General features: G+C 60.5%; 14 protein-coding genes. 5 read left to right on the top strand and 9 right to left on the bottom strand.

The features are described 5' to 3' along the window. Positions 1 to 19 precede the first annotated feature (19 nt). The 4 genes from K5K95_RS14995 to dinG all read right to left on the bottom strand — a co-directional run bounded on the left by K5K95_RS14995 (position 20) and on the right by dinG (position 7,311). Positions 20 to 1,138: an OmpA family protein gene (locus tag K5K95_RS14995; RefSeq protein ID WP_222590047.1), complete on the bottom strand. Its 1,119-nt coding sequence runs from the start codon at positions 1,136 to 1,138 to the stop codon at positions 20 to 22. Positions 1,139 to 1,252: 114 nt separating this feature from the next. Next, positions 1,253 to 2,398: a serine hydrolase domain-containing protein gene (locus K5K95_RS14990; RefSeq protein ID WP_222590046.1), complete on the bottom strand. Its 1,146-nt coding sequence runs from the start codon at positions 2,396 to 2,398 to the stop codon at positions 1,253 to 1,255. Positions 2,399 to 2,560: 162 nt separating this feature from the next. Continuing rightward, a complete protein-coding gene (locus tag K5K95_RS14985; RefSeq protein WP_222590045.1) occupies positions 2,561 to 5,071 on the bottom strand; it encodes a beta-agarase in 2,511 nt (836 codons plus the stop codon). Between the two features lie 95 nt (positions 5,072 to 5,166). Continuing rightward, complete coding sequence (dinG, locus tag K5K95_RS14980) at positions 5,167 to 7,311, bottom strand: ATP-dependent DNA helicase DinG (protein WP_222590044.1); 2,145 nt, start codon at positions 7,309 to 7,311, stop codon at positions 5,167 to 5,169. Positions 7,312 to 7,410: 99 nt separating this feature from the next. Between dinG and K5K95_RS14975 the strand changes: the two genes are divergently transcribed. Beyond that, positions 7,411 to 7,869: a CopD family protein gene (locus tag K5K95_RS14975; RefSeq protein ID WP_222590043.1), complete on the top strand. Its 459-nt coding sequence runs from the start codon at positions 7,411 to 7,413 to the stop codon at positions 7,867 to 7,869. Between the two features lie 109 nt (positions 7,870 to 7,978). On the opposite strand, the gene K5K95_RS14970 is transcribed toward K5K95_RS14975, so the two are convergent. The 4 genes from K5K95_RS14970 to K5K95_RS14955 all read right to left on the bottom strand — a co-directional run bounded on the left by K5K95_RS14970 (position 7,979) and on the right by K5K95_RS14955 (position 10,656). Then, a complete protein-coding gene (locus tag K5K95_RS14970; RefSeq protein WP_222590042.1) occupies positions 7,979 to 8,737 on the bottom strand; it encodes a collagen-like protein in 759 nt (252 codons plus the stop codon). Continuing rightward, on the bottom strand, positions 8,730 to 9,008 hold the full coding sequence (locus K5K95_RS14965) for a DUF1145 domain-containing protein (RefSeq protein WP_222590041.1): 279 nt from the start codon (positions 9,006 to 9,008) through the stop codon (positions 8,730 to 8,732). Before K5K95_RS14965 ends, K5K95_RS14970 begins: the two co-directional genes overlap by 8 nt. A gap of 148 nt (positions 9,009 to 9,156) precedes the next feature. Further along, positions 9,157 to 9,870 carry an OmpA family protein gene (locus tag K5K95_RS14960; protein WP_222590040.1) on the bottom strand — a complete coding sequence of 238 codons (714 nt, stop codon included), beginning with the start codon at positions 9,868 to 9,870 and terminating at the stop codon, positions 9,157 to 9,159. 90 nt (positions 9,871 to 9,960) lie between these two features. Beyond that, a complete protein-coding gene (locus K5K95_RS14955) occupies positions 9,961 to 10,656 on the bottom strand; it encodes an OmpA family protein (protein ID WP_222590039.1) in 696 nt (231 codons plus the stop codon). A 191-nt stretch (positions 10,657 to 10,847) separates the two neighbouring features. On the opposite strand from K5K95_RS14955, the gene K5K95_RS14950 reads away from it, so the two are divergent. The 4 genes from K5K95_RS14950 to K5K95_RS14935 all read left to right on the top strand — a co-directional run bounded on the left by K5K95_RS14950 (position 10,848) and on the right by K5K95_RS14935 (position 12,639). Continuing rightward, entirely contained in the window at positions 10,848 to 11,345 is a 498-nt protein-coding gene (locus K5K95_RS14950) for a DUF6231 family protein (protein ID WP_222590038.1), read from the top strand. A 5-nt stretch (positions 11,346 to 11,350) separates the two neighbouring features. Further along, positions 11,351 to 11,827 (top strand): YchJ family protein, encoded by a 477-nt coding sequence (locus tag K5K95_RS14945; RefSeq protein ID WP_222590037.1) that lies wholly within the window; start codon positions 11,351 to 11,353, stop codon positions 11,825 to 11,827. 111 nt (positions 11,828 to 11,938) lie between these two features. Next, entirely contained in the window at positions 11,939 to 12,433 is a 495-nt protein-coding gene (locus K5K95_RS14940) for an LEA type 2 family protein (RefSeq protein ID WP_222590036.1), read from the top strand. Continuing rightward, the gene (locus K5K95_RS14935; protein WP_007906737.1) at positions 12,430 to 12,639 is read left to right on the top strand and encodes an SEC-C metal-binding domain-containing protein; all 210 of its coding nucleotides are present in this window, start codon (positions 12,430 to 12,432) and stop codon (positions 12,637 to 12,639) included. The genes K5K95_RS14940 and K5K95_RS14935 overlap by 4 nt, the downstream gene beginning before the upstream one ends. A 153-nt stretch (positions 12,640 to 12,792) precedes the next feature. Here the strand turns inward: K5K95_RS14935 and K5K95_RS14930 are convergent, their stop codons facing one another. After that, positions 12,793 to 13,350: a cysteine hydrolase family protein gene (locus tag K5K95_RS14930; RefSeq protein ID WP_222590035.1), complete on the bottom strand. Its 558-nt coding sequence runs from the start codon at positions 13,348 to 13,350 to the stop codon at positions 12,793 to 12,795. Positions 13,351 to 13,445: the final 95 nt, after the last annotated feature.

Raw genomic sequence — 13,445 nt, 5'->3', positions numbered from 1 at the left:
ATTCCTTTTAGTTAACGAATCACTTCTTGTCAGCATCGGCTGCAACGACTTTCTTGTCAGCTGCCGCGGCTTTGGCGGGAGCCGTTTTTTTCGCCGGTGTTGCAGTTTTAGCCGGTGTTTTCTTCGCGGTGGCTTTTTTGGCCGGCGCTTTTTTCGCCGCAGGCACAGCAGCCTTCTTCGCCGCTGGCGCAGGAGTGACCGGCGCAACTACTGGCTTGATGTCCTTGGACGCAACCATCGTCACAGGCGCTGGCGCTGGCATGTTGTACTTGCTCAGCAGCGCAACCATGGTGTTTTGCGGCGTTACCAGCATTTCCACACGACGGTTCAGTGCACGCCCCTCATTGCTGTCGTTGGCGGCACGCGGCGCTTCACCGCCCATACCGCGCAACATCAGACGATCACGCTGCAGGCCGCTGAGACGGAAGATCGCAGCCACGGCTTGCGCACGCTCCTGGCTCAGTTTGACGTTGGCTGGCGCGGCACCCGAGGTATCGCTGTGACCAAGTACCAACACGGCAGTTTTCGGATCGGCTTCAAGGATTTTTGCGACGCGAGTGAAAGGACCGAGGGTCACCGGCAGCAGCATGGCCGGGCGATCCGGGTTGAACGAGCCTTCTACCGGCGCGGTGACGACCAACACGTTTTCACGGCGTTCGAGTTGCAGGTTGCTGTCCTTGATGGCCTCGCGCAGGCGCGGCTCGTAATCGTCGAGCCAGGCCTGGGTTATTTTAGGGTCTGGCATCGGCACGACTTTGGCAGTCGGTTGTTCTTTGCCACCGAACGGCCACCACCATTTGCCACCCGCATCGGCTTGAGCCTTGGCGACGTCGACAGGCTTGGCTTCAGGTTTCACTTCTGGCTTGGCTGGCGTCTTGACAGCAGTGTCATCAGAGCCGAACGGCCAGTACCAAGGGCTGGCGCTTTCCGTTTTGGCGACCGGTGCAGTAGCGCCAGGCTTCAAGGGAACCGGCGCTGGAGCCGGGGCCGGGGCCGGGGCAGCCGGGTCTTTTGCGGCGACTTTGTCGGAAGACCCGAACGGCCACCAGCTACTGCCATCCGAATCATTTTTTGGAGTCTGTGCACAACCGGTGATAGCGAAGCACAGGGCCAAGGCGAGGGTTTTATTGGATGACATTGGATATCCGCAAAATGAAGTAATGAAAAAATCTGACCGGATCGGCCCGCATAAACTGATGATTTGAAACTGAAAAGGCTTTCAGGTTCCGACACTGGAACCCTTGAGCGGGATTTACAGACAAGTGGCCAGTACTCGCACAAGTTTCTGCGCTCGCGGATCCATCAAGACGTACGGCCCTAAGGTATTGGTCACAAAGCCGAAGGCAACATCGTGTTCCGGGTCAGCGAAACCGATGGAGCCACCAGCACCCGGATGGCCGAATGCCCGTGGGCCGAGGCCATAGGTTGCATTCGGGACATCCGGTTGATCGAGCATGCAACCCAGACCGAAACGGGTCCGGGTCAACAAAGTCTTGTCTTCACCGAGGCTGTGTTCGCGAGTCAGCTCATCGAGCATTTCGCTTTCCAGCAGGCTGCCGTCCAGCAGACCGGCGTAGAACCCCGCCAGGCTGCGGGCGTTGCCGTGGCCATTGGCGGCGGGTTGTTGCATGCGGCGCCACTCGGGTTTGTTGGTGCTGGTCATGATCGACGGCGGATTGGTGAAGGCACGGGTCGTCATGGCCGTCGGTTCGCGCATGGTCACTTGCAGCAGGCGCTGGGCCGCGGCATCGCCGACGTTGCCTTTGCCACGGGCGATGTGTGCCACGCGATGGAATTCTTCGTCGGCCAGGCCGACATGAAAATCCAGCCCCAGCGGCTTCGCGACCCGGGCCACGATCGACTCGCCCGGCCCACGACCGTCAACACGGCGCAACAACTCGCCCACCAGCCAGCCGTAAGTGATGGCCGCATAGCCGTGGCCTTCGCCCGGCGTCCACCACGGTTCTTCGGCGGCCAACGCATTGACCATGGTCTGCCAGTCGTAAAGCGCTTCAGGTGGCAGCAACTCGCGCAACGCTGGCAGACCAGCCTGATGGCAGAGCAACTGTCGCAGGGTCACCGAAGCTTTGCCGGCGGCGGCGAACTCAGGCCAGTAACGCGCAACCGGGGCGTCCAGCTGCAGCTTGCCTTCGGCCACCAACTGCAGCGCGGTGACGGCGGTGAAGGTCTTGGTGCAGGAGAACAGGTTGGCGATGGTGTCGCTATGCCACGCCTCCAGGCCATCCTTATCGGCAGTCCCGGACCAGAGATCAAGGACGGTTTCACCACCTACCTTGATGCACAACGCCGCACCACGTTCCTGAGGATCGTCGAACAGCGCCGCGAAAGCTTCGCGCACCGCTTCGAACTGGAGTTCGTAATGACCCTGAATCTGCACCCGCAACGCTCCTGGATTTACGCTCTACAAAGTGGTCCGCATTGTTCCAGCCCTTGAGGGTTTTGGGAACAGGGTCGGGCTCGGCGGTCGGTTGCCCATGGAGTGGGCAACCATTGATGTGGCTGTCAGGCTGCAAAGAACGGTAACGCGACCTGACGGAACTCAGTGACCGTTCGCCGAATGCCCGCCCGCATGGCCAGCGCCCTGCCCCGCCCCTTTGCCGGCATCACCTTTTCTGCCGCCTTCGGAATCGTGACTGGCTTTATCCGCCTCGGCCTTGGCCTTTTCGGCTTCTTTGCCCAACTGATCGACGATCGCCAGGTTGCTCTTGCGCACGCTGTCGACGAAGCCCTGGAACGGCAGATCGGTTATGCCGACCAGGCCAAAGTGACCGTTCTCGCCATCGAGCAGACGACCGGTCACCGGTTGATCGAGGTACTGGAACCAGTGCACCCCGACAATCGACGGCTCGCTCATCGCCTGTTTGAGGAAGTTGGCGTACGCCGGGCCACGGTCTTCTTCCTTCGCCAGTTGCGTCACGCCGCCCCAGAATGGACCGCGATCCGCCGAGCCGAAGTTGAATTCGGTGATCAATACCGGTTTGTCGAGGCTGCGCAACCGGGCAAAGTCGTAACCGTCCTGCGGTTGCAGGGTGTACATGTTGAAACTCAACACATCGCAATACTGCGCGCAGGATTCGACGGCTTCTGGGGTGCTGATGGCGAAACGACCGCCCAGCAACAGCTGGTTCGGTGCATGCCACTTGAGCGAATCGGAGATGGTCTTGAAGTAAGTGTCGGCGAAGACCTTCTGGAAGTATTTGAAGTCGGCCTCGATTTCCGGGTGATCGGCACTTGGCAGCGGCGCCACGAAACCCGGGTCTTCCATCAATTCCCAAGCCGGCAAGTCAATGCCCCAGGCTTTGGACAGGCCCGCCTGGTTGCGGTATTTGTCGCGCAATTGCTTGAGGAACGCGCGTTTGGCTGGCACGTCAGTGGTCATTTTCAAGGTGCCGTAAGCCAACGCGTAGCGAGCCTTGGGATCGTCGCCGGGACCGGCCCAGGCCAGTTCGTTGTCGGCGAAATAACCGATCAGCCATGGATCGTCGCGATGGTCCCGGGCTGCGATGGCCACGGCACGTTCGGTCGCCATGGCGAAACGCGGATCGAACGGATCGGGCATGCCGCCCCACCAGTCGGTGCCGGTGCTGATGCTGGCGTAATCGCCGACGATCGACAACGGCAAGGTGTATGGCACGCGATCAGCGTTGGCCAGAACCGGGTCGCTCCAGTTACCGATGGTGTTGAAGCCCCAGGCTTGCAGACGGTCCAGCGTGTGGCCGGCCCAGCGTTGCTCATCAACCACGGCTTTGCAGGGTTCGGCAGGTTTCTGTTCAGCCGTGTTCGCGGCGCTCGCTTCAACCGCGCTGCTCTTGGCAGCTTCGGCGACACCGGATTCGGTGGTCGAGGGAACGACCGCTGGCTCAGCAGCTTTCTCGGCCGTCGCCTCAACCGCTTCAGCCTTGGCGGCTTCTGCGACACCCGCCTTGGTGTCATGGCCCGGCTTGCACGGTTCGCCATACAGGCGCTGCAAGTTGGCGCCATAGAAGTCGTACCAGCGACCGGCGTTGTAGCCTCGGCCCTGATCAACACCATTGCCGCCACGGTTGTCGCCTTCGCCAAAGTGGCTGGCCAGCGTTTCGCCGGGTTTTGGCAGGGATTCGAACATCCACTCGCGACCCTCGACGTAGGTCTGGTTGATGTCCGGGGTAATCGTATTGACCCCCAGCGAATAGAAAGGATGACCTTCAGGGGTCACCAGGTACCAGCGACCGTCACGCTTTTCCGTGCGGAAAAAACCGCTGGCCTTGAACGTCGGGCCTTTGTTCAAGCCGCCGAACTTGTCCAGCGACGACTTCTCGCGCTCGGCGAGCCAGGTTTTGGTTTGTTGCTGTTCTTTGGCGGTGGCACTTTTGAGTTGCTCGTCACTGCTGACCTTCTCCGGCCATTTGGCCCGGGTCGATTGACCGTAAGCGTCCACCAGACCGCCGTAAGCGGCCTTGGTCACGGCGTCACCGTCCTGCACGCCGAAGCGCTCAAGCAGGATGCTTTGGGCCACGTTGGGCTGATCCATCGAGAGGGTCACAGAGACCACCTGACTGCGATCCAGCTCACCGCTGCTGCTGGCCAGCAACACGCGTTGACCGTCGAAGGTCATCGGCATCGGCGGACCGGCTTTCATCCCCAGGTTCAATGGCGAGAACGGCTGCAGCGGCACCAACAGGGTTTGCGCGGGCCCAGCCGGCAAGTCGACACGGCTGATCAGTGTCTTGCCATCGTTGCTCTGGATCTTCACGTACAGGGTCAAGGCCCAGCTCATTGCGCTCTGGACCCGCAAGCTCATGAAACCCGACTGCGACCAGTCCCAGGCACCCGTTTGCGGGGTCAGACGTACATTTGGTTGTGCGACCGGGTTGAATGTCACCCGACGCAACACTTCTCCGTCGGCTGTTTGCTCAGCATTGGACTGCGGCAGGCTGGCATCCTGAGTCGTCACCTGAACCACATCGGCAGGGCGCACAAAGTTGAACAACGTCTGTTGGCCGGCCGGAGCCGCCAGCAAAGGGGTTGCGAACATCAGGGCAAAAACAGCGGGCAACGAACGGCGGATCATAAGAACGAGGTTCTCCCTAACGGCCAACGATGGCCAGTGGAAAAGCGATAGTAGAGAGATAGACAACAGGTTGGGCAAAATTGCCCAGCCCTGTATCAGGAAATTTCACGACGGAATGGTGGCAACGCATTGAGGATCGCTTTGCCGTAACGCTGGGTGACCAGGCGTCTGTCGAGCAAGGTGATGGTGCCGCGGTCTTCTTCGGTACGCAGCAGGCGGCCGCAGGCCTGGACCAGTTTCAGCGAAGCATCCGGCACGGAGATTTCCATGAACGGATTACCGCCACGGGCTTCAATCCATTCGGCCAGGGCCGCTTCAACCGGATCGTCCGGCACCGAAAACGGAATCTTGGCGATCACCACGTGCTCGCAATAAGCACCGGGCAAGTCGACCCCTTCGGCAAAACTCGCCAGGCCGAACAGCACGCTGGAATCCCCGCCATCGACGCGCGCCTTGTGCTTGTTCAGGGTTTCCTGTTTGGACAAGTTGCCTTGAATGAACACTTGCTTGCGCCAGTCGCGGTCCAGCCCGTCGAACACGTCCTGCATCTGTTTGCGCGAGGAGAACAGCACCAGGGTGCCGCGCGAACCTTCGACCAGTTGCGGCAGATCACGAATGATCGCTGCCGTGTGGGCCGGCGCGTCACGCGGATCGGCCTTGAGGTCCGGCACCCGCAACACGCCCGCATCGGCGTGATGGAACGGGCTTGGGACCACGGCGGTCACGGCTTTTTTCGGCAGACCGGCACGCATGCGGTAGCGGTCGAAGGTGCCCAGCGCAGTCAGGGTCGCGGACGTCACCAAGGCGCCGTAGGCCACGTTCCACAGGTTGCGGCGGAGCATTTCCGCCGCAAGGATCGGGCTGGCGTTGACCTCGATGTCGAACAACGAACCGCTTTCGGCCAGAGTCAGCCAACGCGCCATGGGCGGGTTGTCTTCCGGGTCTTCGGCGGTGAACGCGACCCACAACTCCCAGTTGCCCGAAGAACGCGACAACAGGCTGCCAAACAGCGGATACCACTCTTCGGCCTGGTTGCTGGCGATGCCGATATTGACCTCGCCGTCCATGCCTTCCTTGAGCAGCTCGGTGAGCCGGGTGAACAGGTCGGTCAGACGGGCAAAGCCCTTCTTCAACTCGACGCCCATCTCGCGCATGTGCTCGGGAATTACCCCGCCGACGAATCGGTGACGCGGCCGCTCGCGGCCCTCGACATCTTCGCCCGGTTTGAAATCGGCGACCTGTTCGCAGGCAGTGAACATGAATTGCTGCTGGGTCTTGATCTCACGGGCCAGTTCCGGCACCTGCTCGATCAACTTGCCCAGGTCGCCGGGCAGCGGGTGCTGGGCGAGCAGTTTGGTGAGGTTCTTGGCCGTGGTTTCCAGCCAGTCGGCAGTGGAACGAAGGCGCGTGTAGTGGGCGAAGTGGCCGATGGCCTTGTCCGGCAGGTGATGGCCTTCGTCGAAGACATAGATGGTGTCGCGCGGATCGGGCAATACCGCGCCGCCGCCGAGAGCCAGGTCGGCCAGGACCATATCGTGGTTGGTGACGATGACGTCGACCTTGCCCATGCCTTCGCGGGCCTTGTAGAAGGCACACTGGCCGAAGTTCGGGCAATGACGGTTGGTGCACTGGCTGTGATCGGTGGTCAGGCGCGCCCAGTCGGCGTCCTCGAGGGCCGTCGACCAACTGTCGCGGTCACCGTCCCATTTATTGCCGGCGAGCTTTTCGATCATGCTGGTGAAGAGCTTTTGACTGGCTTCGTCGACTTCGATCTTGAAGCCTTCTTCTTCGAACAACTGCGCCGTGGCGGTTTGTGCGTGGCCTTCCTGGAGCAACATATCGAGCTTGGACAGGCACATGTAGCGCCCGCGCCCCTTGGCCAGGGCGAAGGTGAAGTTCAGCCCGCTGTTGCGCATCAGGTCGGGCAGATCCTTGTAGACGATCTGCTCTTGCAGGGCCACGGTGGCCGTGGCGATCACCAGGCGTTTGCCGGCAGCCTTGGCGGTGGGGATCGCCGCCAGGCTGTAGGCCACGGTTTTGCCGGTACCGGTGCCGGCTTCCACCGCGACAATCGCGGGGTCGCCACTGCGCCGGCCTTCATCGTCGGTGTCGATGTCACCGAGGACCTTGGCAATTTCGGCGATCATCAGGCGTTGGCCGTAGCGCGGCTTGAGGCTCTTGGCTTCAAGAAAACGCGAATAGGCGCCCTGGATCGTAGTTTTGAGTTCGGTGCTGATCATGGATTGTCGGGCGCAAAAAACGCTGGATAAATTTTCAGTGGTTCGGTTCGGCGGCTATCATACCGCGCTAATTAATCCCGCGCAGAACGGAGTACCCCAATGACACCTTTTGGCATCGTTTACACCCTGCATGTCCTGTCCGCCCTGGTGTGGGTCGGCGGCATGTTTTTCGCCTGGATGGTCCTGCGGCCCGCGGCAATGAAGGCGCTCGAGGGCCCTGCCCGGTTGAAGCTGTGGGTAGAAGTGTTTCAAGGTTTTTTTCGCTGGGTCTGGGTTGCGGTGGTGCTTTTGCCCATCAGCGGAGTGGGCATGATTCATCTGCAGTTCGCCGGGTTTGAGACAGCACCACGGTATGTGCAGGTGATGATGGGGTTGTACGTGGTGATGACGGCGCTGTTCATCCGTATTCAGGCGTTGCTGCTGCCGCAGTTGCGCACGGCGGTCGTGGCGCAGGACTGGCCGGCCGGGACAGCGACGCTGGGGCAGATTCGCAAGCTGGTGGGGATCAATCTGATCGTCGGGCTGGCGTTGGTGGCGATCGCGGCCGCGCGGCCCTGATCGTTCCCATGCTCCGCGTGGGAATGCCTCAACGGACGCTCCGCGTCCAGTGACGCGGAGCGTCACGGACTGATTTCCCACGCAGAGCGTGGGAACTATCGGCCAGCGCTTACAACCGCTGAACCGTCACCGAACCCGCCGCGCCAGCAGGCCCTGGTTGTCCATCGACGCCAGGATGCCCGTTCTTGCCGCCATCGGTCTTGTATACGAAGCAGCCCTTGGCCTTGCCGCCCGCGCCCGGCTTGCCGCCGGGACCGGCGAGGCCACCGGCACCGCCAGCCACCTGAACCTTGATCTGTTGCGCCGGGTAATCGCGTGGCACTTCCAGCCTGACCAACGCACCCGGCGCTCCTGGCTGGCCATCACTGCCGTCGCTGCCATCGGCACCGCGACCTGCCTGGCCCCAGGTGCATCCCGGTGCCTCGCCGTTGGCGCCGTCAAGGCCGACAAACCCTGGCGCGCCCGCACCACCGCGAGCATCCACCGACAGGAGCGGCGCATTCAGTGCCTTGATCTGCAAATTCAGGTTACGTCCCGCGCGGGCGGCCTTGAGATAAGTCCCCGGCGCGCCACGCGCGGTGATCTGGCTGCCCTCAGACAGCTCGGCACGACTGACTTTCAATTCCAGCGCCTGCTCACTGGGCACGATCGCGATTCGCGCTTCACGCCCCAGATGCAAATCGCCAACCGTCAACTCGGTCACGTTTGAAGGAATCAGCAAAGTGCCGTAATCGGCGACTTCCAGCCGCTCCAGCTGCAAGGTACTGGCGGTGTTGGGCAAGCGCATCAGCGAGTTGGTCTGGACACTGACCACCTGAGCGCAGGCCAATGGACTGATGAGAGCGGCGAGCAGACAGAGTTTACGCATGGGAAGCCTTCGATGCGGTCGGAGCCGGGAGGGTTTGCAGGTGGAATACGCCGAAAAACAGGATCTGCAGGCGATCGCCCCAAGGATGAGCGCGTCCCCTGAGGCTGCGGAAACAGAACACCGCCTCAAGAAGATGAAGTCCCGCCAACAGACTGCCGGCCATATTGACCAACAGGTGCAGCGGATTGACAAACGGCGTCAGCAGATTGACCAGCACCACCAGCCAGAACAGCAGGGTCAATAACTTCCCCAGGCCCCAAAACACCTTCATACGCTCCCCCGTTGAGAATTATTCTTTGCGCGCACAGTAACGGCTTCCGCGAGGAATACGCCAGTGGGCAACGGATAATTCTTCATGAAGGCCGCCGAATGGCCGTCGGATTTACTGTCATTGCCACCCGACGGCTCTACTTCGCGGCTTAGCGATTAATGTGCAACTCCACGCGACGGTTTTTCGCGCGTCCTTCATCGGTATCGTTGTCGGCCACCGGCTGGCTTTCGCCCTTGCCTTCGCTGGTGAGCTTGCTCGGCGCAATGCCCTGGCTCAACAGATAAGCCGCCACACTGCTGGCGCGACGCTCCGAAAGTGCCTGATTGTATTCAGCTGAACCGACGCTGTCGGTGTGACCGACTACCTTGATGCTCACCACATCGGCAAGTTGCAGTTTAAACATCACTGAATCCAGCTGACTCTTCGCAGAGGGACTCAGGTCAGACTTGTTGAAGGCAAACAGCACATCGCTGGGCAGGGTGATGACTTCGGGTTGCACAACTTCGACAGGTTTCACGCTGGCCGGGTACTGCGGCAGCGGACAACCATGGTGTTCAACAGGTGTGTTGGCGGGCGTATCGGGGCAACGATCACGTCGATCGAAGACACCATCACCGTCCTCATCGCCATCCTGGGCGTAACAGATCAAGCCACCGGTCAATATCCCGAGCGCCGCACCACCGCCTGCCCAGCCGCCACTTTCAAGCGCGCCCAATCCTCCGCCGACCAGTCCGCCAATGACGCTGCAGATCGGCCAGGTACGTTGATTGAGGGGGGCGGTGCCATCGCTGTGAGTTGCGCAACCGGTCAAAAGGCTACCCAGTAGCAGAACCGGCAAGACGGTCCTTGTGAGAACGCTCATATTGAAAGCTCCTGTGTCACCGGTCCATACCGGTTACACAGGAGTAAAGACCCGCATCCGCGACTGCACAAGCCGCGGAGCGGAAGGGGCCTAGCGGTCGATTTTGATTTCAGTGCGACGGTTCATGGCACGGCCGTCAGCCGTTTTGTTATCAGCCACCGGCTGGCTTTCACCGGCACCGGTTACCGATACGAAGCTGCTGCGTGGCACGCCTTGCTGGATGAGGTATTCAACCACCGAGTGAGCACGCTTATCCGACAGTTTCTGGTTGTAGGCATCGCTGCCCACGCTGTCGGTATGGCCGGTCACGGTCAATCTGGCGGTAGGTGCCTCCTGTTTCAGGCGGGTGGCGATTTTATCGAGGACTTGTTTATCGGAAGGCGTGAGCGTGGCCTTGTCGAACTGGAAGTGAACATCGCGGATGACAATGACTTCTTCCTTGACCACCGCTGCCTCTTCGACCACAGGTGCAGGTGCCGGTGGAGGGCAGCCGTTGGCATCGACCTTAACGCCACGAGGAGTACCCGGGCACTTGTCGCGGCTATCCGGCACACCATCGCCGTCTTCGTCGCCATCACCGTGAACCCAGCAATAGGCTGCTGCCGTGCCACCGACCAGCAGTGCACCATACCCAGCCCATGCCGAGCTCTCGGTCGCGCCGAGACCAGCACCCACGACACCGCCGACAGCCGCACAGGTCGGCCAGTCGGTTTTCTGCAAACCTGCGCAACCAGTTAACACACTGGTTAGCAGAACCAAGGGTAATGCTGTCCGAACTATGCTCATCTAGTTTTCTCCTGAAGGATCGGCTTAGAACCGATTCAGGGAGTAAAGACCGGAGTTTTAATCTCCGCCAGCAATAGGCCATTGCTCTTTCCGCCCCGTGTTCACGTCAGATGACAGCTTTTACGGCAAACCCGCTCTAGGCCCGGACGTTTGGGCAGGCTAGTCTTGGCGACTCTGAATGAGGATCTTCGATGATTGCAGGTATTTCTTCGCGCACGCCCCAGCAGGCGTTGGCCGCTTTGCTTGATCGTTACGCCCCTGCGCGTCTGCTGTTGATTGGCGCCAGCGAGTTCCCCGCCCTGGAAGCCTTCAAGCTGGCGCACCCTGAAAGTTGCGTCGCGCACGCCACGCCCGGCCCGTTGCCGACCGAGTTGGCGGCGCAACGGTTTGATCTTGCGCTGGTGGTCGATTGCCTCGAACACCTGCCCAAGCGCGACGGTCTGAACTTGCTGGGAGGGATCCGCAACCTCAACGCCAGCCGTATTGCAGTGCTGGCGGATTTGCCGGCCAGTGGCTGGCAGGAGACGGACTTTTTTTCCCTGGCCCTGCAAGCCAGCGAACGCTTCCAGCGCGACGAACAAGTGTTGACGCTGTTTACTTACGATCTGCTTGACTACAAACAGGTGCCCGACTGGCTCAATTCAAGGTTCTGGGCCAATCCGGAAAACTTCGGGAAATACTGGTGGTAACCGCAATGAGTACATCCATTTGCCCTTGCGGCAGCGGCACCCTGCTCGACGCCTGCTGCGGCCATTACCACGCCGGGCATCCGGCGCCGTGTGCCGAAGCCTTGATGCGCTCGCGCTACAGCGCTTATGTGCTGGGGCTGATCGACTATCTGGTGGCGACCACCCTGCCCGCGCAGCAGGCAGGCCTGGATCGCAAATCCATCAGTGACTGGAGCGCGCAAAGCACCTGGCTGGGTCTTGAGGTGGAAAGCTCCGAGGTATTCGGCGGCCAGCCGGAACATGCGTTCGTGACCTTTACCGCGCGCTGGCACGACGGCACTGGCGAACACAGCCATCGCGAGCGCTCCTCGTTCGTGCAGAACGCCGGCCACTGGTACTTCATCGACCCCACCGTGCCACTCAAGGCCGGGCGCAATGATGCCTGTCCGTGCGCCAGCGGGCAGAAATTCAAGAAGTGTTGCGCAGGGTATTTCGGCGCGTGAGGTGAGCTAAAAGGATCGCTGCGCATCGCCAGTACTGCGCCGCCCCATTCAGCAGCGGTGAAGGCGGTGATCTTTTCCGTCTAGACTGGGGCTCAAGGGAGAAATACCGCCATGATGACCCAGCGACTCGCACGCTATCTGTTCACCTTGTTCCTGCTGTCAGGACTCAGCGGCTGCGCGTCGTGGTTCAGCAACGATGAGCCGGACCCGCAAGTGCATCTTGTCCAGGTCGAAGTCGTGCGGGCCAAGCTGCTGGAGCAGAAATTCATCCTGCACTTTCGCGTCGACAACCCCAACGACAGCGACCTGACAGTGCGCAGCCTTGAGTACCGCATTCACTTGGGCGACATGCTGCTGACCGAAGGCGAGCATGAACACTGGTTCACAGTCGGGCCCAAACACAGCGCCTATTTCAAGGTGCCGATCCGCACCAACCTGTGGCCCAAGGTCCGGGATCTGGTGAAAATGTTGAAAAAACCCGACCAACCCATCCCCTATCGTCTGGAAGGTGAACTGGAAACCGGCTTATTCATCGCGCACTACGTGCACCTGGCGCGCAATGGCGTGATAATCCCCGCCGATTTAATTCCGGAGAAAACCCGATGACCCAGCAACCCCATGTCCATGGTCCTGACTGCAACCACGATCATGACCATCACGACCACCATGATCACGACCATGGCCATGTCCACGGCCCGAACTGCGGCCACGCTCACCAGGAACCGGTGCGCAACGCCCTGAAAGACGTTGGCCGCAACGACCCTTGCCCTTGCGGCAACGGCAAGAAATTCAAGAAGTGCCACGGCGCGTAATGCTTGGGGCGAAATTCTTTTTCGCCTGTTGAATCGCTATCGCGGGCAAGCCCGCTCCCACACTGGTTCTGTGAACGACGAAGATCCCTGTGGGAGCGAGCCTGCTCGCGATGACGTCGGCACACTCACTATCAATCTCGCTCCCACAGGTTTTCAGCCAGCCATCAAAATCTGCGTGCTGCTGACGACCGTCGCATACTCCCCGTGCAAATTCCCCAGCGACATCGCATGCACGTCCTCGGCTGAACGCAGCTGACCAAAATAATCCGCCTTGTCGAACGTGAAGCACGCATCCTCCGCCACCCAGGCGTCAAACCCCAGGTTACCGGCCGCTCGCGCCGTGGATTCGACCGAGTTGTTGGTTGCAACACCAACAATCACCAACTGATCGATCCCCGCCTCGCGCAAACTCGCCGCAAGCCCTGTGGCACTAAACGCATCCGGCACCTGCTTCTGAATCAGTTGCTCACCACTCTGTGGGGTGAACCGCTCCTGAAACTCCACACCCGATTGCTCAGGCCAGAATACTGAATCCGGTGAACGGGACAGGTGCTGCACATGAATCACCGGGCGCCCGGTGCGCCGCCAATACGCGAGCAAATCGAGAATTCGTTCCTCAGCCTGAAGATTATTTCGACGACCCAATCTGGGCTGCAGGATGCCTTTTTGCTGGTCGATGATGATCAGTGCCGCGTTGGTCTTGAGCTCCATGCCGACTTTTCTCACACAAGGTCATTGAATTTCACGCACTTGAGCATCACCTCCTCTTACAGGCAAGCCCTCGAACGCAAACAGGACGACCTGAT

Source organism: Pseudomonas sp. DR48, assembly GCF_019823085.1.
Taxonomy (GTDB): Bacteria; Pseudomonadota; Gammaproteobacteria; order Pseudomonadales; family Pseudomonadaceae; genus Aquipseudomonas.
The sequence above is the reverse complement of the archived record's forward strand: the minus strand, read 5'-3'. Positions and strand labels throughout refer to the sequence as shown.

Excerpts from the sequence above, each read along its gene's own strand:
- K5K95_RS14970 (WP_222590042.1), bottom strand. The coding sequence starts at position 8,737 with ATGCGTAAACTCTGTCTGCTCGCCGCTCTCATCAGTCCATTGGCCTGC.
- K5K95_RS14960 (WP_222590040.1), bottom strand. The coding sequence starts at position 9,870 with ATGAGCGTTCTCACAAGGACCGTCTTGCCGGTTCTGCTACTGGGTAGC.
- K5K95_RS14945 (WP_222590037.1), top strand. The coding sequence starts at position 11,351 with ATGAGTACATCCATTTGCCCTTGCGGCAGCGGCACCCTGCTCGACGCC.
- dinG (WP_222590044.1), bottom strand. The coding sequence starts at position 7,311 with ATGATCAGCACCGAACTCAAAACTACGATCCAGGGCGCCTATTCGCGT.
- K5K95_RS14955 (WP_222590039.1), bottom strand. The coding sequence starts at position 10,656 with ATGAGCATAGTTCGGACAGCATTACCCTTGGTTCTGCTAACCAGTGTG.
- K5K95_RS14965 (WP_222590041.1), bottom strand. The coding sequence starts at position 9,008 with ATGAAGGTGTTTTGGGGCCTGGGGAAGTTATTGACCCTGCTGTTCTGG.
- K5K95_RS14995 (WP_222590047.1), bottom strand. The coding sequence starts at position 1,138 with ATGTCATCCAATAAAACCCTCGCCTTGGCCCTGTGCTTCGCTATCACC.
- K5K95_RS14930 (WP_222590035.1), bottom strand. The coding sequence starts at position 13,350 with ATGGAGCTCAAGACCAACGCGGCACTGATCATCATCGACCAGCAAAAA.
- K5K95_RS14950 (WP_222590038.1), top strand. The coding sequence starts at position 10,848 with ATGATTGCAGGTATTTCTTCGCGCACGCCCCAGCAGGCGTTGGCCGCT.
- K5K95_RS14940 (WP_222590036.1), top strand. The coding sequence starts at position 11,939 with ATGATGACCCAGCGACTCGCACGCTATCTGTTCACCTTGTTCCTGCTG.
- K5K95_RS14975 (WP_222590043.1), top strand. The coding sequence starts at position 7,411 with ATGACACCTTTTGGCATCGTTTACACCCTGCATGTCCTGTCCGCCCTG.
- K5K95_RS14985 (WP_222590045.1), bottom strand. The coding sequence starts at position 5,071 with ATGATCCGCCGTTCGTTGCCCGCTGTTTTTGCCCTGATGTTCGCAACC.
- K5K95_RS14935 (WP_007906737.1), top strand. The coding sequence starts at position 12,430 with ATGACCCAGCAACCCCATGTCCATGGTCCTGACTGCAACCACGATCAT.